This is a genomic window from Paenibacillus sp. JJ-223 (assembly GCF_927798175.1).
Lineage (GTDB): Bacteria > Bacillota > Bacilli > Paenibacillales > Paenibacillaceae > Paenibacillus > Paenibacillus hubeiensis.
Genome location: NZ_CAKMMP010000011.1, coordinates 134,751 through 154,802 on the forward strand (window position 1 = coordinate 134,751; position 20,052 = coordinate 154,802).

Consider the following 20,052-nt stretch of genomic DNA (forward strand, 5'->3'; position numbering starts at 1 on the left):
AGGAGCTGATATTGCCATGAGCACATACGTCACCAAGCGATTGTCCTATATGATTCTCATTCTTCTGGCAGCGTCGGTACTGATCTTCAGCCTGTACGCACTGACGCCGGGGGATTTCATCTCCAGCAACATCAAGCTCAGCCCGGAGCGAAAGGCGGAGCTTCGGGAAATTTACGGCCTGGACAAACCCGTTCTGGACAGGTACTTGACCTGGATGGGCAATGCGATGCGGGGCGAATTCGGTTATTCGCTGGCACAGCAGAAGCCCGTGCTTACGCTGTTCAACGAATATATCTGGAACTCGTTCCTGCTCGCCGCAGTGTCTACCTTCTTCACCTGGATTATAGCCGTCATTGTCGGGGTCATCGCGGCCTACAAACAGTATTCATGGTTCGATACGCTGGTGATGGTCGCCATATTCGCGGCCATGTCGGTACCGTCCTTTTTTATCGGCCTGTTTCTGATCAAAATGCTGGCCGTCGATCTGAAATGGCTGCCGCCAGGGGGCATGATGACTACCGGAAGCAATGCGACGGGTATGGCCTACGTGCGGGAGGTCATTGAACATATGACACTCCCTGTCATTGTCATGACTTTGCTGGGCGTAGGGTCGTTAACCAGGTACTTCCGCAGCAACATGATCGAAGTTATCCGGCAGGACTACATACGCACCGCCCGGGCCAAAGGACTGAAGGAAAACAAGGTGCTGTATACCCATGCCCTAAGGAATGCGCTCCTTCCGGCCATCACGCTGGTAGGCTTCGAGCTGCCATCGCTGTTCGGCGGATCACTGATCATCGAACGAATCTTCAATTGGCCGGGCATCGGCCAGCTCTACATGCAGTCGTTTACGCTGCGGGACTATCCGTTGCTGATGGGTTTCACCATGTTCATCGCCATTCTGACCGTGATCGGGACGCTTTTGTCGGACGTGCTCTACCATGTTGCCGACCCGCGCGTCCGGCTGCAATAGGAGGTACACGCCATGTCATTCCCCCCTATTAGCGGTTCCCGTGCGAAAAGCGGGCAGCTCCGCCAAACGCTGGCACATGTCGAAGCCCCCCAAGCAGAGCCTGGACGGAAAGCACCCGGTTATGGCATCGAGCCCGGGCCGCAATCTCAGCCGAATTTGCCGCCGCAGTCGCGCAAGTCTTCCCTGTGGCGGATCGCGATCCGGCGATTGTCCAAAAACAAATTGGCCATGGCCGGCTTGATCGTCGTTGTTCTGATGTTTCTCGCCTGCTTCCTTGGGCCGCTGTTCTCTCCCTACACCGATAACAAAATCAACATGGCGGCCATGAAACAGGCGCCTAGCTTGCGTCACTGGCTCGGCACAGACGCGCTGGGCAGGGACGTGCTTACACGCGTGCTCATGGCCGGACGCATCTCATTGACGGTAGGACTCGCCTCCATGGTATTGTCCGTATTCATCGGTGCCTTGCTCGGTGCCATCGCAGGTTATTACCGCGGCATCGTCGATCAAGTCATCATGCGCGTAGCCGACCTGCTGCTGACCATTCCGGGCCTGCCGCTGCTCTTCATCTTCGGAGCACTGCTCTCCGAATGGAAGGTGCCCCCGGAATCGCGAATGTACATCGTGATGCTTATGCTCAGTTTCGTCAACTGGCCCGGCATGGCCCGCATGATTCGCGGACAGATGCTGAGCCTGCGGGAGAGAGAATTCATGCAGGCAGCGGTAGTGCTTGGGCCGCGCGACCGACGCAAGCTGTTCCATCATTTGCTGCCAAATATCGTTCCACTGCTGATCGTTATGGCTACGCTTAGCATCGGCGGCTCGATTCTTAGCGAATCGGTCCTCAGCTTTTTCGGCTTGGGCGTTATGCCTCCGACACCAACGTGGGGGAACATGATCGATGCAGCCAACAACATGATCGATTTCCAGACGCACCCTTGGTTATGGATTCCTCCCGGGTTATCCATCTTCCTCACGGTCATTGCCATCAACATTTTCGGCGACGGCCTGCGCGACGTCCTGGATCCAAAACAGAAAAGGTAGGTGATTGCCGCGATGGCCGGCATTTTGGAAATTGACCGCCTGGAAACGAAATTCCAGACGGAAGAAGGTCTTATTACCGCCGTCAACGGTGTAAGCCTTAGCGTACGCGAAGGCGAAACGGTGTGCATCGTCGGAGAATCGGGATGTGGGAAAAGCGTCACCGCCATGTCCGTCATGGGGCTGGTCGACGAACAGACAGGGCGCGTTACGCATGGCGAGATTCGTTTCTGCGGCAAAGATTTGCTGCGTGAGAGCAAGGCATCCCTTCGTCATATCCGCGGAAATGACATCTCCATGATTTTTCAGGAACCGATGTCTTCGTTGAATCCTGTGCTGAAAATCGGGCAGCAGCTTATGGAACCACTCAGGGTCCATCTGAAGCTGACGCGAGCGGAGGCCCGTGCACGTGCCATCGAGTTAATCCGGCAGGTAGGGATCTCGCGGCCCGAACAGATTGCCGACAGCTATCCCCATGAACTTAGCGGCGGCATGCTTCAGCGAATCATGATCGCCATGGCGGTCTCCTGCGGTCCCAAGCTATTGATTGCGGATGAGCCTACGACGGCGCTGGACGTAACTATCCAGGCACAAATTCTTGATATGCTCCGTACCATCAAATCCGAAACGGGCATGTCCATCCTGATGATCACCCATGATCTTGGAGTCGTTGCCGAGATGGCGGATTACGTGGTCGTCATGTATGCAGGCCAGGTGGTGGAAGAGGGAGAAGTCGTACAGCTGTTCGAAAATCCCAAGCATCCTTATACTCAGGGACTGCTCCGTTCGAAGCCCATTCTGAATCAGCGGCACGAGGAACTGTACTCGATTCCTGGTCAAGTCCCGGACCCGCTTTCCCTAACGGACTCCTGTCATTTCCATGATCGTTGCGGGCAGTGCATGCCCATCTGCCGGGAGCGCCCGCCGCGGCTGCGGGACGTGGGCCAAGGACAAAAAGCATCCTGCTGGCTCTATGAGGAGGTAAATGCCCATGAGTGAGCCTCTGTTGGAAGTAAAACGCCTGAAGACGTATTTTCCGATCAAAAAAGGGCTGCTTAACCGCACGACCGGATACGTCAAAGCGGTGGACGACGTCAGCATTACGATCCGCCCGGGCGAAACCTTCGGCCTGGTTGGCGAATCCGGCAGCGGCAAAAGCACGGTTGGACGCACGATCGTTCGGCTGACGGATAAAACCGACGGACAGGTTCTGTTCAAGGGGGCAGACCTTCACGCCTTGTCTCCTCAAGACATCCGGCGGATTCGGCCCCGGCTGCAATTGATATTTCAAGATCCATACAGCTCCTTGAATCCCCGAATACGCATTGGGGACGCTATCGGAGAAGCGCTGCTCGACCACGGACTGAGCGATGCTGGAAATGTACGCGACCAGGTTAAGGAAATATTGGAGGCATGCGGCCTTTCCGTCGCCCACATCGACCGCTTTCCGCATGAATTTTCGGGCGGTCAACGACAGCGGATCGGCATTGCGAGAGCTTTGGTACTGAATCCCGACCTGATCATTGCCGACGAGCCGGTATCCGCGCTGGACGTTTCGATCCAGGCGCAAATCATCAATTTGTTCAAACGGCAGCAGCAACAACGGGGCCTTTCCTACCTGTTCATCTCCCATGACTTGAGCGTCGTAGAACATCTCTGCAACCGCATCGGCGTGATGTACCTGGGTTCCATGGTGGAAACGGCGAGCCGGGACGATCTGTTTCGCAACCCGCTTCATCCATATACCAAAGCCTTGCTGTCGGCAGTGCCCCTGCCGATTCCCAAGCTCAAAAGGGAACGCATCGTGCTGCAAGGAGACATCCCCAGTCCGGTCAACCCGCCGGCTGGCTGCAAATTCCATACCCGCTGCCCGTGGGCACAGGAAGTTTGCTCGCAGCAAGTGCCCGAGTACCGAAATGCCGGCAGCGATCACTGGGTAGCCTGCCATTTGGTATAGGCCTCCTCATCGACTTGTTTCGTGCAATGGTCAAGGGCGCTTCGAGGGTCCGATCCATTGAACTCCCACCGCAGCGCAGATTCCGAAAAAGGCCGCTTAATCATGCTCTATGCATGATTAAGCGGCCTTTCTTCAATCCAAATGCACCCGAACAGCATAACATGTTCTGCAATCCATTCCATTCGCGCCTGTTCTATTCATGTCAAGGTTCACGTCAAACGACGGGCACGATGCACACCGGGCGCGGTATCTCCAGCTTGAACCCGTTATGGGTCAACCTTCCGTCCTCCTCATCCATTCGGAAGCCTACAATGCTGTCGGTATCCTGATTGGCCACGAGCAGAATGCCTCCGGGCAAAAGGTTGAAGTTTCGCGGCGTCCGGCCGATCGTGGATGTCCATTGCGCTGCTTCCAGCTTTCCGGTTTCCTGGTCGATGTGATAGAGCACGATGCTGTCGTCGCCGCGATTGGACGCGTACAGGAATCGTCCGCATGCCGATACGCGAATATCGGCTGCCGTTCCCGTGCCGTCATGCCCTTCAGGCAGTGTGGAGACATGTTGGATGACCGAAAATTCTCCCCTGCGAAGGTCGTACAAATACGCGGAAACCGTGTTGTTCAGTTCATTGACGGCATATGCCCACTTTTCGCTCGGATGGAACACAAGATGCCTTGGACCTGAACCAGGCGGCTGCTTGAGCTCGCGGTGGGTAACAAGGCGTCCCTCCTCATCCAGCCGATAGACGATCATTTGATCCAATCCCAGATCGCACACCACGGCGTATTGGCCAGACGGGTCAGGCTGGATGGAATGCGCATGCGGGCCTTCCTGACGCTCTTTGCTCTCCCCGCTGCCGACATGCTGCACCATTGCGCTCATTTCATCCAGCGTACCTTGATCCCCGACCGGAAACACGTTGACGCTGCCGCTTCCGTAATTGGAGGTCAGGACCCATCGACCATCGCGAGTGACCGACACGTAACAAGGGGACGATCCTTCCGTACGTTTACGATCCATCAAATGAAGCTCGCTCGTCGCCGGGTCGCGGCGGTACACGAACAATTCGCCCTCCTCCGTTTCACTCGCCGCATACAGGCAGTCGGCCTTCGGGCAGAGCGCAAGATACGAAGGGTTGTCCACGCCTTGCATCCAGTTGACCACTCTCATTTCGCCCGTGTCATTATTCAAGGCGCACAGGTAGATTCCCGGCTGATCGGCAGAAGCATACGTCCCTACATAAAATAACGTCTCATTGTAGATTGACTGTTCCATCGCGTACCCTCTCCTTTGTCTGTCTTTTATCTAAAAACATCTGATCTCTATCCCCCGACGAACCCCATAACTTATGTCTGTCCATTAAAAGTCCACCGGCAATCTTGGCTGTTATGTATTTACCCATCCCAGGTCCATATGCTTCATCCTGATCGATTTTCATCCCCGCTTCATGCCCATGATAACGCGATCGGTTTGGGGATTGACTCCGCCGCCGCGCCATTACCATAATACAAGTATGAAACCATATGACAAACTTCTCGCCATGCGCAAATCGGACGGATTTCACCTGCAAAAGCTGATCGTTCTGCCTGACCCGCTGCTGCAAGAAGCCTCCGGCCATCCCGTTACCGCCGGACTGCACGTGACCGATATCGGGTATTTCCACAAGGCAGAGCACCATTACCGCAATCGTCCTGCCGGTTGCCCTTCCCATATCATCATGTATTGTGCCGAGGGCACAGGATGGTATTCCGTCGGTGGGAGCGAGCGGCATGAGGTGAATGCAGGCAATCTGGTTGTTCTCCCTGCCAACATGGCTCACGTGTACGGGGCGCATGCGTCCGAACCTTGGAGCATCTACTGGGTTCACTTGCGCGGCACCCTGTCGAACAATTACATCGAGCCGTTGTTGAACGAAGGCGTGACCGCCATGGCTCCCGCCAAAACGCAAAAATGGCTTGAACTTTTTCACGAATGTTACGGTACATTGGAGACCGGTTACTCGATGCAAACGATGATGTATGCCTCCCAGATCGCCGGATACATGCTCGGCATGCTCGCATACGGCTCCGGGACAGATCATGAGTCAATGAGCAGCAAACGGGCAGCCGAGAAATCGGTGCAATACATGCTCCAGCATCTCGAAGGCGCGGTCAGTCTCAAGGAACTAGCGGCTCAAGCCCGCCTGTCCGTCCCTCATTATTCGCAATTGTTCAAGCAGGCGACCGGTTACTCGCCCATCGACTATTATTTGCGGCTCAAAATCCAGCATTCCTGCCGCTACCTTGATTTTACCGATTGGACGGTCAAACAGATCAGCTCGGAGCTCGGGTTCAAGGACCCCTACTACTTTTCCCGTCTATTCAGCAAAATGATGGGCCGTTCGCCTACCGAATATCGCAACAAATCGAAAGGATAAATGGCAGCAACCTTTTGAATCCAAGGTTCGTCTAAAGGGGCAAATAGCTTTTAGTTAAAGGGATATCCCCTGGAAAAGAGAGGCGAACCTCAATGAAAAAGAACATTTTAGCCACAGTTGCCGCTGGAGCACTGCTTACCATTTCGCTGGGCGCCGGTCCGATTCATGCCGATCAGGCCAAATTCACCGATATTCAGGGTCTCGCCGGAGCGGACAAGATCGAATCGCTGCATCAGGACGGCCGGATCAAGGGCATCACCGACTCCCTGTTCAAACCAGGGCAGCAGCTCACCACCGCTCAAGGCATACAACTTATTGCGGATGGACTGGACCTCAATCTCGATGCCATCCGTTTCGTCAAACAGCCGCTGCCAAGCGACAGGTTCTCGAAGGTGCTCGACGGGGTATGGTATAGCGACGCTTTTATCCGCGCCCAATATAATGGAATCCAGCTTGAAGCCGACATCGATCCGCCCCAGCCGCTGACGCGCGAGCAGTTCACCATGTTCCTGATGCAAGGCATCGAGAGCAAAGGTGCTCTCCCCATGATCAAAATCAATCCGCTCGACGTTGCTGACGAAGATGAGATTACGCCAAGTTATCAGGGAGCCATCCAGCGTTCCCTCGTATTCAAAATCAATACCCTTGACGAGAACGGCAAGTTCAATCCCAAACAAACGGTCACCCGCGCCGAAGCCGCGGTCATGATGTACAACGCGATCAAACACATGGAGAGCTTCCATGCGCCTCAAATTCCGGAAATGCCGGAAAAATAACGAGGCAAAGCGATGCTTTAATCGATCCATGATACGTGGACAACGCGTCCCGACAAAAGCAATCAAAAAAACGCAAACAAAACGCAAACAACCGCAATTCCATTAACGGACTTGCGGTTTGTTTGCGTATCAAGGGTTATATACGTCTCTTGAATTAGAACGATCCTTTGACAACAACCTCGGACAACGGCAGACGACCCGAAGGACGCGCAGGCTGCGCAGCCTTGCCGATCGTGATCAGCATGTTCGGCACATAACGCGCAGGGATGTTGAACGTTTCAATCAGTTGTTTCGGGTTGTATCCCCCCATCGGGCAGGAATCGTATCCAAGTGCTCGCGCTGCCAGCATGATGTTCTGGGAAGCGAGGGAAGCGTTGCGGATCGCTTCTTCGCGAGCGGTTTGGGGGTTTTCATAGGCTCTGTTGATTTGCCCGACAAGCGCGTCGCGAACCTCGGAAGAAAGGGCTCCCGCCTCTACCGCTTGATCGTAAATGACGGCATTGCGGTTAGCTTCCAAATCTCCCAATACGGCAATCGTCACGGAGCTGTCCGTAATTTGCGACTGGCCATAAGCGATAGGCAGCAATTTTTCTTTATCGGCCTCGGATTCGATCACCAGGAACTTCCAATGCTGAAGGTTCCAGGAGGACGGCGCTTCGCTCGCTGCCGTCAGAATGGCATTCAGGTCGGCTTCCGGCATAACGAAGCCTTTTTCATACTTTTTAACGGCGTGACGCTCGCTGATCACGCGAAGTGTTTCGTTGTTTTCAATGCTGGACATGCAGTTTCCACTCCCCATAAATTGTTATTTAGGTTTGCTTCTTTTTTAAGTTCGCAAGGCACCGGGAATGCACCCGGATAGTTTACCCGCCCTCCGAAAATAACATCAGCGCAGACGATCTCCATCTGTGTTCACGTTATGCCCGGAATGCCCGGGTTTCGTAGTACCAGAGTCCCGGCCGGATCATATCATAAGCGGGTAATCCGTTCTGATTCGCCGATGCGCCGCTTAACGTCCTCAATCGAAATGCCGTCAAAATAAATGCTTAGCGCATTCTCCCCGCCATCATAGATGGAACCCATGACTTCCCGCATGTTGGAGGATACGATACATGGCGAATCCAGCTCTCCCGAGCACCAGCTTGGACCAAGCGAACCGCCCGCAACCAGCCTGTACAACTCGCCAAGCTTGATCTCCTTGCTGGCCCGGCTAAGGATATACCCCCCATGTGCGCCTTCCTTCGTTGTCAGATAGCCATGCTTGCGCAGCACGCTTAACACCTTGCGCACTCTCGCCGGATGCGTGCCGACGCTCTGCGACAAGTCTTCGCTATTGGCCATGCACTCAGCCTTCATGGACAGAAAGACGAGACAGTGGACAGCAATCGTAAACTCACTGTTCATTTTTTTTTACTCCTCTCCCGGCAGCAAACTCCGGTGAACTTCAGCCCCAAGGCAAGTACAACTGTCATTATAGGAATGACAGTTAAGGTTGTCAACTTTGGCCATTTCTGCCCCCCGATCGAGTCCGAAAACAAAAAAAGCGAGCCGATCGCTTCGCGAAGGGCTCCAATAAGATAGACATATGAAAGGGCTTACGAGACTATTATAATCGGTAATCCATATTTTGAAAACGCTTTTTTCGCAAAATAATCCTTCCTTTTATTTTTGTCGAAAGTTCCCGTTGCAAAAACTAATTACATTAGTTATAGTACTAATATCATTAGTTTTCGAGGAGGAATGCTCCATGCGCATGACCCGTGAACATCATGTCATCCAGGTTTCGTTTCTGCCCCGTCTCTTTCCCGTCAACGTATATCTTGTGGAAGAAGAGGACGGCTTAACATTAATTGATGCAGGCATGCCCTTCAGTTACAAAGGGATTCTGAAGGCAGCCGGATCATTAGGCAAACCGATTACCCGCATCATTCTGACCCACGCCCATGGCGACCATGTAGGCGCACTCGATCGCCTGCACGAGGCCCTGCCGGATGCCGAAGTGTGCATCTCTTCTCGCGATGCCTTGCTGCTGAAGGGCGACGCCTCCCTGCTGCCTCACGAGCCCCAGACCCCTGTTCGGGGCAGCGTGCCGAAAGGCATCCGCACCCGTCCGGACCGGGTGCTGGAAGATGGCGACCGCATCGGCTCCCTGGTCGCCATCGCCACACCAGGCCATACGCCGGGGCATATGGCCTTCATGGATACGCGCAGCCGCGTGCTGATCGCCGGCGACGCGTACCAGTCGCGCGGCGGCCTGGCCGTGTCCGGCCGCCTGCGCCCGCTCTTCCCGTTCCCCGCGCTTGCGACCTGGAACGGGGAACTGGCCCTGGCCAGCGCGAAGCGGCTGGCCGAGCTGGAACCGTCCGTGCTCGCCGTAGGCCACGGACGGATGCTGCGCCAGCCCGCGGCGGCGATGCGGGCAGCCGCGGCTGACGCCGAGCAGCGGCTGCGCCCTGCCGTGGGGCGCGTATGAGCCCCCGGCAAGGACTGGATCGCGGCGCATTGCTGAACGCCGCGATCCAGCTCGCCGACAGCGACGGCTTCCAGGCGCTGACGCTGGCCGCCCTGGCCCAGCGGCTGGGCGTGCGCTCCCCGTCGCTGTACAACCACATCAGCGGTCTTCCGGGGCTTCGCCAGGAATTGGCGCTGATGTCCGTGCAGCAGCTCGGCCACGCCCTAACGCTCGCTGCCGCTGGCCGTTCCGGCGGCGAGGCCATCCAGGCCATCGCTGCAGCCTACACTGCCTTTGTCCGTGAGCACCCGGGGCTGTATGAAGCCTCCTTCCATGCGCCGGACCGGGACGAACCGCAGCTTGCTGCCGCGAGCAGTGCCACCCTGGATCTGCTGCTGCGAACCCTGCAGCCTTATCCATTGACCAAGGCCGAGGCCTTGCATGCCGTGCGCGGCTTGCGCAGCCTGTGCCATGGCTTTGCCTCCATCGGCGCCCAAGGCGGATTTGCCATGGATTTCGATCCTGGCGAGAGCCTTCGCCTCACCGTGGCAGCATTCCTGAACGGGCTGCAGCACATGGGTAAGATGCAATAGCTTCAAGCACGCAGTCCATGATGCATGATTGGAAACATCCGAACGGCCGCTTCCGGCAATCAATAGCCTAAGCGGGCCGTTCTTTTTGTCCCTTTGGACCGAAATCGGCTTTTCCCGGTCTATCACGTTTTCCACATTCATACCCTTCTACTACGGATTCACTCTTCGTTATCCTCATACTAAGGCTGCGACCCGACCGCGCGTTCCGCTTCCCGCAAGATCGTTTTCATCATGGGCACGTATGCCTTCCAATACATGACGTCAGGCACGCCCTTCCGGTTCGGAGTCAGCCAGTTCCTGATGACGTCCCAGCCTTTGATTCTGCGCCAAAACGAATAGTTGTTCAACTCGTCAAACGAACCGGCCATATAGTATGTCCGTACGTTGTCGTCATGCCGGATCACGGCCGGGAATTCCAAAGGAATGCGGGCATCCTGCAGCTTTTGGCGCCCGGCATCCGTCAATCCCGTCCTGAACCAGGCCTTCACCGCGTCTTTCGAATCCGGCTCTACAATATCGAACCAGTTGTCGTAGTGAATCCGTTCATCAATGCCGCTCCAATTCGTTCCCTCCTGGGTAAAAGCAAGCCCGCTATCCTCGGTTCGCATATCTGTTCCGTGGCACAATACAACGATCGATCCGTCCTCGTGCATAAGCAGCAGACCCGATCCGGAATACGGCCATTTCGCCCGCGTCTCGGCTTCGTAACGTTTCATCACTTGCTCCGGCACTTCATCCGAGCTTTGCAAATGCGATATGTATTTCCCCCGCCAACCGCTGCTCCTTACATGCATCAGCTCGTAAAACTGCTTTTGGGCCGCCGGGGATAACGTATTTGACAAAGTTCCATACTCGGCAACGACCAGAACTCCTCTGGACGCCGCCTCACGGATTTTGCCGATATCCTGCTCCGTGATTCCTTCCCGTGCACTCGATTCGTTTAAACCCGTACTCCCTTGTCGGTTCAAAGAAGACGTTACATAAATGATATCCGTATCGGTCATGATGTCTTCGGGCAACCGCCGGCTCACGGACGGTGAATAGGTCGTAGCCCGGTCCGCATCATTTTCGTCGTACATATATCGTTCCCCGTTCTTTCGGACGATTTTTTGCTGATTGAGCAACCAGATCAAACCTTTATGTTCCGGATTGGGAGACTCTGATGCCCCTTTGTCGATAATCAGGACTTCAAGCGGAGTTGATGCCTCGGATTGCCACCAAATCCAGGGGATGGCCAGTACGATCGAGAAGGTTGTCAAAGAAGCCATCACCCATACGGATGACCTGTGAGTTCTTTTCATGCTGCGTCTTCCTCCATATTCGTGTCAAAGTCTCACCAAGGTCTGCACGTTTTCATGATCTGCGTTTGCTCTCATGCTGCTGTGCCCGGAACGAAAGTTATTCCTCCATCGCCGAATAAACGGTACCGCTTTGGTTGAAAATAAATGCAAATTTTGTAATTCCTCGATTTGAAGTATTCGATAAATGACACACTTAGCATTCTATCGGCTTTATCTCTTTGTGATATAATAGAAATCATAGATTCAAGCAACTTTTTTGCAGATCCGCTGGGCGGGTCAAACTATTCTTCCGGAAAGAGGGATATTTCCGTGGCTCAGATCAGTCCGTTATATCTTCAAATCGGCGCAACCGTCGGTATGCTTGTCATGGCACTGCTCGCTATCTTCATTCGCATGAAGGCAAGCCACAGGCCGGTAACCATTCGTAAAATTTTGATTCCCCCGCTCGGCATGAGCACCGGGTTCCTTATGTTTGTCGTGCCCGAGACGCATGTTCCGTGGTTGTGGGCATTGATCGCCTTGCTCGTTGGCTGGTTCATCTTTTCGTACCCGCTCATACGGAGCACCAAGTTCGAACGGATTAACGGCGAGATTTTCGCCACTCGTTCGCGCAGCTTTGTTTTTATTTTGCTCGGCCTGCTCGCCGTGCGTCTTATTCTTCATGAAGTCATCCAGCGTTACGTCACCATACCGCAGACGGGCGGACTTTTTTTCCTGCTGGCTTTCGGCATGATCGTGCGCTGGCGCGTATATATGTATAAACATTATCAGGAAGTCATTGCCTCGGATGCGGCAACCCGATAAACCGACAAAAGACACGTCTTTCGCGCTGCATTGGCGAATGACGTGTCTTTTGTCATAGGTCACGATTTCGGCTCTTCCCGGCTTCATCGCTATTCGGGATCCGCGACCTTAACGAGCTGTTTGCCGAGATTGTCGCCCGTAAACAATCCGATGAACGCTTCCGGCGTATGTTCAAACCCTTCGACAATGTTTTCCTCATGCCGAATAAGCCCATCAGCAAGCCATTTGGCCAATTTGGCTCTTCCTTCCTTGAAGGATTTGGCATAATCGCCCAGCAAAAAACCTTTCATCAGAGCCGTATTGGTCAGAAGCAATGTCTGCGGGCGCATGCCAACGTCGGGCTGCTTCAGATTATAAGCCGAAATTTGCCCGCACAACGGAATCCGCGCATTCCGGTTGATATGGCGGAGTACCGCATCGGAAATGTCGCCTCCCACATTGTCGAAATAAACATCGACACCTTCCGGGCAAGCGCGTTCGACCGCTGCCGACATATCCTGCTCCCGTCTGTAATTCAGCACCTCGTCGAATCCGAGTTGTTCCTTCAAATACGCGCATTTTTCGTCCTTACCCGCGATCCCCACGACGCGCGCCCCTTTGATCTTTGCGATCTGTCCTGCGACCATGCCGACCGCTCCGGCGGCGCCGGAAATGACGACTGTTTCGCCGTCTTGCGGCTTGCCGATATCTTCAAGCCCGAAATACGCGGTCAGTCCGGTCAGACCCAGCACGCCTAGATACGCCGTGATCGGTGCCTCTCCCGGCTCGATCAGGGAAATATCGGCCGTGTTTACCGCAGCGAATCGCTGCCATCCCCACATCCCGGTCACAAGATCTCCCTTGCGCAGGTTCGGTTCCGACGAATCAACCACCTGACCGATGACTCCACCTTTGATGACCTCATCCAGCGCGTAAGGGGGCGCATAAGACTTGGCATCCTTCATGCGGCCGCGCATATATGGATCAACGGACAAATATAACGTGCGAACCAGCACCTGTCCGGCTTCAGGCTGCGGCAGGGGAGACCGGATAAATCGAAAATTGTCCCTGGTCGGCTCACCTTCCGGACGCGATGCCAGCACAATCTGTTCATTTTCGGACAACTGAATGACCTCCTTGCTGTCAGTAGACCGTACCGGCCTTTGTGGCCAGGGCTATCCTGGCCCTGGCAAATTATGTTCCTGACTCCTTAACAGTTTAAACCGAAACAGGCGGATCACAAACGTGTCCGCCCGACTTTCGCCAAATATCGTGGTTTTGAATGTGCAATCTATTATTGAGCCGTCAGAATAATTGGACCGTCAGCCGTAATGGCGATGGTGTGCTCGTATTGCGCCGAAAGGCTTCCATCCTGCGTGCGCGCTGTCCAACCGTCGGAATCCAGCTTGCTGCGATAGGTTCCGATGTTCAACATCGGCTCGATGGTAATCACCATGCCTTCTTTGAGACGCGGCCCGCGATGCGGTGGTCCGTAATGAGGCACCTGCGGTTCCTCATGCATTTTCTCGCCGATGCCATGCCCAACGAATTCGCGCACGACGGAAAGTCCTTCGCCTTCGGCATATACCTGGATTGCATGGGAGATGTCTCCGATGCGGTTGCCGACTACGGCCATTTCAATGCCTTTGTACAGGGATTCCTTGGTGACGTCCAGCAAATGCCGGGCTTCCGGGCTTACCTGCCCAACCGCATAAGACCAAGCCGAGTCGGCAAGCCAACCGTTCAGATTGACAACCATGTCAATCGTGACGATATCTCCGTCCTTCAGCACGTATTTTCCCGGAAAACCGTGACAGATCACATCATTGACGGACGCGCATGTGGCAAATTGATAACCGTTGTATCCTTTCTGCTCAGGCGTTGCCCCATTTTTCTTCATAAAAGCTTCGGCAAACTGATCGATTTCCTGGGTCGTGATTCCCGGACGAATCATCTTGGCGATTTCTCTATGGCATGCAGCCAGAATCTCTCCGGCCTTTTTCATATTCCCGATCTGTTCATTCGTCTTCAACGTAATCATGATAACTTCTCCTTGTCCGTAATTAATCTGTTCTTTCCTCTATTCTACTCTCGAAACGCTCAAAAACAAAAAAATCCGCAACATCATCAACAATCTATTATACGATATCCCGTCAATGCAATGAATACACTTTTCTGAAAACATTGGATCCATCCGCATCCCGCAAAGACGAATCGTGCTAAAAAAACCGAAACCGCCCCCGTCGAAGCAACGTATATTCGCATATACGGCCGAAGACGAAAGGAGGGGAAACTGATGCTCAGAAAAATGTTAGGCAAGCTTCTCGATTCCAAATCTTCTTCCCACCGCAGACATTATGGCAGCTCCTCGGGAAAACGCGTCTACAGGCGCTACAGCAGTTCTTCCGGGAAGCATGCATACCGGCGTTATTCTTCGTCGGACATGAAGCACCGGGACAGCCGCCACGGCTCCAGCTATTACAAAAGCAGAAAATATAGTTCCAGTTAATATACAGCGTTCATCGGATATGTATGCGACGCATCCGGCGGCGTAATTGCTGAAAGGAACTCGCGCCCGGCGGTTGTTATCCGGTGAGTGCAAAACAAGAGGTGCCCTGCCAGCCGCTTCGCGGTTGGAGAGCACCCTTTTTATTCGGATCATGGCAGCCATTGCATCAGATCACCTTTACTTTTTTACCAGAAAAATAATTCACTTCGTCTCCTCAAGCATATCCCGAACATCGGCCAAAAGCTCGGGCACGCCGCCTTCATAACCGGGCCGAAGCCCTAACAGTCTTTCCAGCATGACTCGCATGGATGGCGAGAGATCAAGCTCTTCCTGCCAGCTTGCAGGAGCTTTCCCCTTTTCCGGTTCAAACGCGGAATACAACATGAACAACAGAAAATGCCCCACATCCTGAAGATCCTGATCCGCAATCGCCGGCTCGTCCTCCGGTAAAGGAACGTCCCGCATTCGCCGTTTCAATTCCGGCAGGAGCGGTTCCCCCATGCGCCGCGCCAGGCCGAAATCAATCAAATGCACCTGGCCGTCACGCAGGATGACGTTGGGGATGCGTACATCGCCATGAATGTATCCCTGCTGATGCACATGGTTTAACGGTCCGAGCAGACGACCCACCAGTTCAAGACACTCCTGTTCCGAATAGACGCACCCCTGCTCGAAGATGCACTGCTCCAGCGTTTCTCCGCGTACATACTCCGCAGCCAGGTAGTTCCGGCCGAGGTAACTGAACGATTCGAGCAGCTTGGGGATGAAAGGATGCTCCAGACGGCCCATCACTTCCGCTTCCCGCTCAAGCAGCCTCACCGAAAGCGTTCCTTTGCTGGGCTTCGACTCCTTCAATGCGACCTCCTGCCCCGTATGTTCATCCGTGCATAAATAAGTGAGTCCGTAACTGCCCATGCCAAGGAGTCGGGTAACGGTGTACCTTTCGGCAATGGTTGTGCCCTTCCTCTGGGGTCGGTCTGTCCAAAATCCGATCCATCGTTGCCAGCTTCGCCGCAGTCCCACATGTCCTCCTACATCGCAGCCGGGATTCGAATTTGTCATCAGTGGCGTGCAAAATCGTACCCGGCCCGTCTTCTGGTATCGTATGGAGACTATTATATCAGGCAGCGTAAGCAGAGGAATAGCACGGGCGGACAACGATGTTCGTCACGCCTCTTTATGTTTTTTGGGCAACAACCCAAACAACATCCGCAACGACACCCCCTTGGATTTGCGTTGTCTCCCCTGGTAACTGCGCAGATTGGTAACCAGCTCACGATCCCGCTCTTCCTCCAATTTGTCATTCATCCATTGCTGCTGCTTGTCCATCTGCCCCAGCAATTCCTCATATACGGCGGCAAGCTCCCCAATTTTTGCTTCAAGTTCATTGACCCGCTCCTGCAGCTGCGTCTGCTCATCCTTCGGTTCCACGGCCCCATGCGTCACTTCGCTGACCAGCTGCCCCAACCCTTCCACCATACGGGAATGGACGGAGGATGCCGCCACTTCCGGAAAAAGCGATGGCATGGACAATGGCGCGGCAGCCTCGAATGCAGGCTCCCCGCTGCCACCCACAACCTCGTGATCGGCTCCCTCCCGCCCACTGTTGGAAACGTCCATTTCATCATTTGTCTCATCAGGTTCGGGACCGTCATCGGCACGCATATCATTGGCCAGGACGGTTACTACGGCATCGGCAAGCGGCATATTGTGCTCTCGCAGTTCCATCATCAGTCTTTCAATGCACTCCACGTCCTCTGTTTTGAACAGACGCGATTTGTTCGCGGCTCGTTCAAAGCGGTATCCCCGTTCTTCCAGCGCCGCTGCATATTTACGAAGAGTGCTGGCCCCAATTCCCAGACTCTTGGCTGTTTCCGTCGTTGCTCCTGCTTCTTCAATCATTTGAAATTCCCTCCCGTTATCGAAGTCTTTGACTACCAAAGGACATAGCTTCAGCGTTCCTCTTGGGGAACGTTCATCGGATTGGGCAACAGTTAAACAAGCTCAATCATGCTGTTTTCAGCATTTGCCGTATGTATTCGTGAATTCATGGAATAATCCCTTTGACGGTTTTCTTCTGTTTCTGGGGATTCATAAGAACTTTTGTCAGTCGCTTTTTTCGAAAAATTCCCGCCTGTTTCGACTTAAGCCACATATGCCGTCGTGTCGAACGCTGCACATGCAAATGCTGTCATTTTGCTTCGACACCCGTGTTGAAATCAGACATTTTCAGGGGTACATGCCTCGAAAAAAAGGGAGGTTACCTATTTCCATCGCAATTCGTGTCAATTTTGTTAACCTCATTACCCCACTACGCTCCCGCGATAACGGGAATCATTGCTGTAAAGCATTTTCATGTGTTATCTTATGTAACGTATATTTGGAATCCGACATATTTTATAAGACCTTACTTAACATAATGCATGTTATGAACGGATTATATTCGAAAACGGAGGTTGAACGAGGTGTTAGGCAGATCAGGTAAAGTAGCGGTGATCGGGGCGGGTTTGGTTGGTTCAAGTTGTGCTTATTCAATGATTAATCAGTCCATATGCAGGGAAATCATGATGGTTGACCGGACATACGACCGCGCAGTTGCGCAAGCGCTCGATTTTTCCCATTGCATGGACTTTACGCACAATCGCACCAAGGTGTACGCGGGAACGTATGCCGATTGCACCAGCATGGACGTTATTGTGCTTACGGCCGGAGCCAACCCCAAGCCGGGGCAGACACGCCTTGACCTTCTGGAAGAGGCCGAGGCCATCACCAAAGATATCGTGCTTCCGATCATGGACAGCGGGTTCCAGGGTATTTTTGTCGTTGCAGCCAACCCGGTTGACGTCGTCACTTATATGGTTTGGAAGCTGTCGGGCTTGCCGCGCGAACGCGTCATCGGCACGGGAACTTCCATCGACTCATCCAGGCTCAAAACCTTGCTGTCCGAAGTGTTCTCCATTGATCCGCGCAGCGTGCACGGATATGCCCTCGGGGAACATGGCGAGTCCCAGTTCGTCGCCTGGTCCCACGTGACGATCGGCGGCAAGCCGATCATGCACATTTTGGAGCAGCACAAGGAGCGTTTCAAACATCTCGATCTGGACGATATCGCCCGCAAAACGAAGGATGCGGGATGGGAAATTTTCACGCGCAAAGGCTCCACGCAGTTTGGTATCGGCAACGCCCTCGCCCACATTACGCGTTCCATCCTGAACGACGAGCACAAAATCATTGCCGTATCCGCCATTCTGGACGGGGAATACGGACAGAAAGACGTTTGCGTTGGGGTACCAGCCATTATTAGTGGCAATGGCATCCAGGAAGTCATCGAGCTGCATCTCCATGAAACGGAACGTGAAAAGTTCGAACGTTCGTGCAGCATTTTGTCCGGGAGCATCCGTCGATTAACGTTGGCATAGCGATTTTCTTTTTAACATATAACAAAAAGCCAGGACGCTCCTCGCTGTACGGGGCCCTGGCTTATTGTTTTTTTGCGCCCAACCGTCGCTTTTCAGTTCCCTTTCTCGGAAATGTCCGACGTAAACTGCTCGACTGCCAGGCTTATTTCCTTGTATTTCGTCCAGTGAAGGTAATGGCCGCCTTCCATGACGATGATTCGGCTGACAGAATCGTCCGGCAATTGAGTCTGATAGAACGTCACGTTGGTCTTTCCATCCTTTGCCTCCCTGTTTTCTTTTGTTGTAAAAATCAGGACGGGAACATCCGGGGGAAATGCCATGTCGGCGGTCTTGGCCACGTTACTGCCAATTTCGTTCGTTTCATCGATGATGTTTCGGTTGGTTCCCTTCCATGCCGTAATTGCCCTCATCTTATCGAGATTCGCAACCGAGTACAGCCCCTCTTCCGCCCTTGGCAAAAAGTCTGCCGGATTGATGAGCATAGCCAACCTGATCACGCCGGTCGGAGCTGCCAGGCCCATGTACGAAGGTGCGGTAGGCGCGCTCTCGCCAAAGTATGCCAACGCCTGGGGCAATGTTGGATCGATGCCAATGACCGCCCTGACCTCATCCGGATAACGGTTGGCGTAGTACATGCTGTAGATACCAGACATGGAATGGGGCATCAGAATATAAGGACCTTCGATCCCTGACTTTTTCAAAGCCGTTCGCAGCTCCTCCACGATGTTCTCCACGGTCCGCTCCTTGTGGGTCACATCGCTCCAGCCGTAACCAAAGCCCTCCACGATAACCACTTTGTTCCTCTCAGCCAGCTCGTTGATCAACGGTTCAAAATCCAGCACGGGGGCCGGCGTACCGAGTCCGCTCAACAACACGATCGTTTGCTTCCCGGCGCCTTTCGCGTAGACATGCATCTTTTCACCGTTTACTTCGATGAATGTCCCCATGGGAGGATACTTTCCTTTTTCATAAGCTGTAAGCACTTGGTGAATAACCACCCACAGAACAACGAATGAGACAAGGAGCAATATGATTTTCAAGACCACGGCCCGCAAACGTTTTATAGTTGTATTCATTTTCATCGACCTGTACCTGCGTTCAAATTTCTTTACGCCGGAAATACAGCAGCCCGATCAGCAGGAAAAATACCGCGCTTCCGCCAACCACGGCAATCAACGTGCCGAGCGGCACATTATACGCGCCAAAGCCGCCGCTTCCTGTCGGCATCATCAACAGCATCGGCTGCGCCCATGGATAATACGGACCATAAGTCGCCGAATTGATGATCAGAATATTCGGCACGGTCAGGCCGAAATTCAACGCGAGCGGTGCGGCGAAGCTGCTCCACACCAACGATACGAACATTTGCAAAGCAGCTAACGGCAGAGCGGCGAACAGTCCCAGCAGCAGATGGCCTGCAAGGAGTCCCCACGGGACAGGCTGCGTAAAGCCATGGAACATGCCTCCAAGCACGATGGACCCGAGCATCAAACACTGCGTGAGTGCAAGCAGCACCATCACGACGGTCAATTTGGCTGAGTATACGCCTGTGCGCGTCAGCGGGAGGACCAGCATTTGTTTCCATCCGCCGCCGGCATGTTCGAAGCGGCAGACGAACGAGGCAAACACGCCCGTTAACATCGGAAATAACAGCAAGCCGTGCAAGGAAAGCATCGCGTTCATCAACACGGCCCAGTTTCCGCCCGGCGTGGCGGTGATCCCAAGCAGCAGCGCAAGCAGCGGGCTGACGAGAATCAGGAGCCATATCGGCGATTTCCCCATTTTCAGCCGCTCGGACGAGAGGATTCGAAAATATGTCGTCGCAAAGTTCATC

General features: G+C 53.9%; 21 protein-coding genes. 11 read left to right on the top strand and 10 right to left on the bottom strand.

The genetic code is table 11. The annotated features are described in order from the left end of the window. The first annotated feature begins 16 nt into the window (after nt 1-16). Genes L6H98_RS19490 through L6H98_RS19505 form a run of 4 tightly spaced genes read left to right on the top strand, consistent with a single transcriptional unit; the run spans nt 17 to nt 3,971 of the window. Nucleotides 17-973, top strand: a complete 957-nt coding sequence (locus L6H98_RS19490; protein ID WP_236417570.1) for an ABC transporter permease — start codon at nt 17-19, stop codon at nt 971-973. A 12-nt stretch (nt 974-985) separates the two neighbouring features. After that, on the top strand, nt 986-2,017 hold the full coding sequence (opp4C, locus tag L6H98_RS19495) for an oligopeptide ABC transporter permease (RefSeq protein ID WP_236417571.1): 1,032 nt from the start codon (nt 986-988) through the stop codon (nt 2,015-2,017). Between the two features lie 12 nt (nt 2,018-2,029). After that, complete coding sequence (locus L6H98_RS19500) at nt 2,030-3,013, top strand: ABC transporter ATP-binding protein (protein ID WP_236417572.1); 984 nt, start codon at nt 2,030-2,032, stop codon at nt 3,011-3,013. Further along, nucleotides 3,006-3,971: an ABC transporter ATP-binding protein gene (locus L6H98_RS19505; protein ID WP_236417573.1), complete on the top strand. Its 966-nt coding sequence runs from the start codon at nt 3,006-3,008 to the stop codon at nt 3,969-3,971. The genes L6H98_RS19500 and L6H98_RS19505 overlap by 8 nt, the downstream gene beginning before the upstream one ends. A 214-nt stretch (nt 3,972-4,185) precedes the next feature. On the opposite strand, the gene L6H98_RS19510 is transcribed toward L6H98_RS19505, so the two are convergent. Further along, on the bottom strand, nt 4,186-5,244 hold the full coding sequence (locus L6H98_RS19510; RefSeq protein ID WP_236417574.1) for a lactonase family protein: 1,059 nt from the start codon (nt 5,242-5,244) through the stop codon (nt 4,186-4,188). 238 nt (nt 5,245-5,482) lie between these two features. Between L6H98_RS19510 and L6H98_RS19515 the strand changes: the two genes are divergently transcribed. Together L6H98_RS19515 and L6H98_RS19520 are read left to right on the top strand one after the other, a co-directional pair. After that, nucleotides 5,483-6,385: an AraC family transcriptional regulator gene (locus L6H98_RS19515; RefSeq protein ID WP_236417575.1), complete on the top strand. Its 903-nt coding sequence runs from the start codon at nt 5,483-5,485 to the stop codon at nt 6,383-6,385. 92 nt (nt 6,386-6,477) lie between these two features. Further along, nucleotides 6,478-7,161, top strand: coding sequence for an S-layer homology domain-containing protein (locus L6H98_RS19520; RefSeq protein ID WP_236417576.1), 684 nt, complete (start codon nt 6,478-6,480; stop codon nt 7,159-7,161). 154 nt (nt 7,162-7,315) lie between these two features. On the opposite strand, the gene L6H98_RS19525 is transcribed toward L6H98_RS19520, so the two are convergent. Further along, entirely contained in the window at nt 7,316-7,942 is a 627-nt protein-coding gene (locus tag L6H98_RS19525; RefSeq protein ID WP_236417577.1) for a nitroreductase family protein, read from the bottom strand. 188 nt (nt 7,943-8,130) lie between these two features. After that, the gene (locus tag L6H98_RS19530) at nt 8,131-8,565 is read right to left on the bottom strand and encodes an Rrf2 family transcriptional regulator (RefSeq protein ID WP_236417578.1); all 435 of its coding nucleotides are present in this window, start codon (nt 8,563-8,565) and stop codon (nt 8,131-8,133) included. 343 nt (nt 8,566-8,908) lie between these two features. On the opposite strand from L6H98_RS19530, the gene L6H98_RS19535 reads away from it, so the two are divergent. Both L6H98_RS19535 and L6H98_RS19540 read left to right on the top strand, forming a co-directional pair. Beyond that, nucleotides 8,909-9,634 carry an MBL fold metallo-hydrolase gene (locus L6H98_RS19535; RefSeq protein ID WP_236417579.1) on the top strand — a complete coding sequence of 242 codons (726 nt, stop codon included), beginning with the start codon at nt 8,909-8,911 and terminating at the stop codon, nt 9,632-9,634. Nucleotides 9,635-9,663: 29 nt separating this feature from the next. Beyond that, complete coding sequence (locus L6H98_RS19540) at nt 9,664-10,206, top strand: WHG domain-containing protein (protein ID WP_356723650.1); 543 nt, start codon at nt 9,664-9,666, stop codon at nt 10,204-10,206. Between the two features lie 179 nt (nt 10,207-10,385). Here L6H98_RS19540 and L6H98_RS19545 read toward each other — a convergent pair whose 3' ends face one another. Next, complete coding sequence (locus L6H98_RS19545) at nt 10,386-11,507, bottom strand: hypothetical protein (protein WP_236417581.1); 1,122 nt, start codon at nt 11,505-11,507, stop codon at nt 10,386-10,388. Between the two features lie 309 nt (nt 11,508-11,816). Between L6H98_RS19545 and L6H98_RS19550 the strand changes: the two genes are divergently transcribed. Next, on the top strand, nt 11,817-12,311 hold the full coding sequence (locus L6H98_RS19550; protein WP_236417582.1) for a cytochrome c biogenesis protein CcdC: 495 nt from the start codon (nt 11,817-11,819) through the stop codon (nt 12,309-12,311). An 89-nt stretch (nt 12,312-12,400) separates the two neighbouring features. On the opposite strand, the gene L6H98_RS19555 is transcribed toward L6H98_RS19550, so the two are convergent. Together L6H98_RS19555 and map are read right to left on the bottom strand one after the other, a co-directional pair. Next, complete coding sequence (locus L6H98_RS19555) at nt 12,401-13,414, bottom strand: NADP-dependent oxidoreductase (protein ID WP_236417583.1); 1,014 nt, start codon at nt 13,412-13,414, stop codon at nt 12,401-12,403. Between the two features lie 170 nt (nt 13,415-13,584). Beyond that, nucleotides 13,585-14,331, bottom strand: coding sequence for a type I methionyl aminopeptidase (gene map, locus L6H98_RS19560; RefSeq protein ID WP_236417584.1), 747 nt, complete (start codon nt 14,329-14,331; stop codon nt 13,585-13,587). A 255-nt stretch (nt 14,332-14,586) separates the two neighbouring features. Here map and L6H98_RS19565 point away from each other — a divergent pair, with 255 nt between their 5' ends. Then, nucleotides 14,587-14,799 (top strand): hypothetical protein, encoded by a 213-nt coding sequence (locus tag L6H98_RS19565; protein ID WP_236417585.1) that lies wholly within the window; start codon nt 14,587-14,589, stop codon nt 14,797-14,799. A 201-nt stretch (nt 14,800-15,000) separates the two neighbouring features. Here L6H98_RS19565 and L6H98_RS19570 read toward each other — a convergent pair whose 3' ends face one another. Together L6H98_RS19570 and L6H98_RS19575 are read right to left on the bottom strand one after the other, a co-directional pair. After that, a complete protein-coding gene (locus L6H98_RS19570) occupies nt 15,001-15,822 on the bottom strand; it encodes a protein kinase (protein WP_236417586.1) in 822 nt (273 codons plus the stop codon). A gap of 144 nt (nt 15,823-15,966) precedes the next feature. After that, complete coding sequence (locus L6H98_RS19575) at nt 15,967-16,701, bottom strand: hypothetical protein (RefSeq protein ID WP_236417588.1); 735 nt, start codon at nt 16,699-16,701, stop codon at nt 15,967-15,969. Between the two features lie 563 nt (nt 16,702-17,264). On the opposite strand from L6H98_RS19575, the gene L6H98_RS19580 reads away from it, so the two are divergent. After that, the gene (locus tag L6H98_RS19580) at nt 17,265-18,218 is read left to right on the top strand and encodes an L-lactate dehydrogenase (protein WP_236417596.1); all 954 of its coding nucleotides are present in this window, start codon (nt 17,265-17,267) and stop codon (nt 18,216-18,218) included. 92 nt (nt 18,219-18,310) lie between these two features. Here the strand turns inward: L6H98_RS19580 and L6H98_RS19585 are convergent, their stop codons facing one another. Together L6H98_RS19585 and L6H98_RS19590 are read right to left on the bottom strand one after the other, a co-directional pair. Continuing rightward, nucleotides 18,311-19,294, bottom strand: a complete 984-nt coding sequence (locus L6H98_RS19585) for an alpha/beta hydrolase (RefSeq protein ID WP_236417598.1) — start codon at nt 19,292-19,294, stop codon at nt 18,311-18,313. Nucleotides 19,295-19,316: 22 nt separating this feature from the next. After that, entirely contained in the window at nt 19,317-20,051 is a 735-nt protein-coding gene (locus L6H98_RS19590; protein ID WP_236417599.1) for an ABC transporter permease, read from the bottom strand. Nucleotide 20,052 lies beyond the last annotated feature (1 nt).

Excerpts from the sequence above, each read along its gene's own strand:
- L6H98_RS19490 (WP_236417570.1), top strand. The coding sequence starts at position 17 with ATGAGCACATACGTCACCAAGCGATTGTCCTATATGATTCTCATTCTT.
- opp4C (WP_236417571.1), top strand. The coding sequence starts at position 986 with ATGTCATTCCCCCCTATTAGCGGTTCCCGTGCGAAAAGCGGGCAGCTC.
- L6H98_RS19500 (WP_236417572.1), top strand. The coding sequence starts at position 2,030 with ATGGCCGGCATTTTGGAAATTGACCGCCTGGAAACGAAATTCCAGACG.
- L6H98_RS19505 (WP_236417573.1), top strand. The coding sequence starts at position 3,006 with ATGAGTGAGCCTCTGTTGGAAGTAAAACGCCTGAAGACGTATTTTCCG.
- L6H98_RS19510 (WP_236417574.1), bottom strand. The coding sequence starts at position 5,244 with ATGGAACAGTCAATCTACAATGAGACGTTATTTTATGTAGGGACGTAT.
- L6H98_RS19515 (WP_236417575.1), top strand. The coding sequence starts at position 5,483 with ATGAAACCATATGACAAACTTCTCGCCATGCGCAAATCGGACGGATTT.
- L6H98_RS19520 (WP_236417576.1), top strand. The coding sequence starts at position 6,478 with ATGAAAAAGAACATTTTAGCCACAGTTGCCGCTGGAGCACTGCTTACC.
- L6H98_RS19525 (WP_236417577.1), bottom strand. The coding sequence starts at position 7,942 with ATGTCCAGCATTGAAAACAACGAAACACTTCGCGTGATCAGCGAGCGT.
- L6H98_RS19530 (WP_236417578.1), bottom strand. The coding sequence starts at position 8,565 with ATGAACAGTGAGTTTACGATTGCTGTCCACTGTCTCGTCTTTCTGTCC.
- L6H98_RS19535 (WP_236417579.1), top strand. The coding sequence starts at position 8,909 with ATGCGCATGACCCGTGAACATCATGTCATCCAGGTTTCGTTTCTGCCC.
- L6H98_RS19545 (WP_236417581.1), bottom strand. The coding sequence starts at position 11,507 with ATGAAAAGAACTCACAGGTCATCCGTATGGGTGATGGCTTCTTTGACA.
- map (WP_236417584.1), bottom strand. The coding sequence starts at position 14,331 with ATGATTACGTTGAAGACGAATGAACAGATCGGGAATATGAAAAAGGCC.
- L6H98_RS19565 (WP_236417585.1), top strand. The coding sequence starts at position 14,587 with ATGCTCAGAAAAATGTTAGGCAAGCTTCTCGATTCCAAATCTTCTTCC.
- L6H98_RS19575 (WP_236417588.1), bottom strand. The coding sequence starts at position 16,701 with ATGATTGAAGAAGCAGGAGCAACGACGGAAACAGCCAAGAGTCTGGGA.
- L6H98_RS19585 (WP_236417598.1), bottom strand. The coding sequence starts at position 19,294 with ATGAATACAACTATAAAACGTTTGCGGGCCGTGGTCTTGAAAATCATA.
- L6H98_RS19590 (WP_236417599.1), bottom strand. The coding sequence starts at position 20,051 with ATGAACTTTGCGACGACATATTTTCGAATCCTCTCGTCCGAGCGGCTG.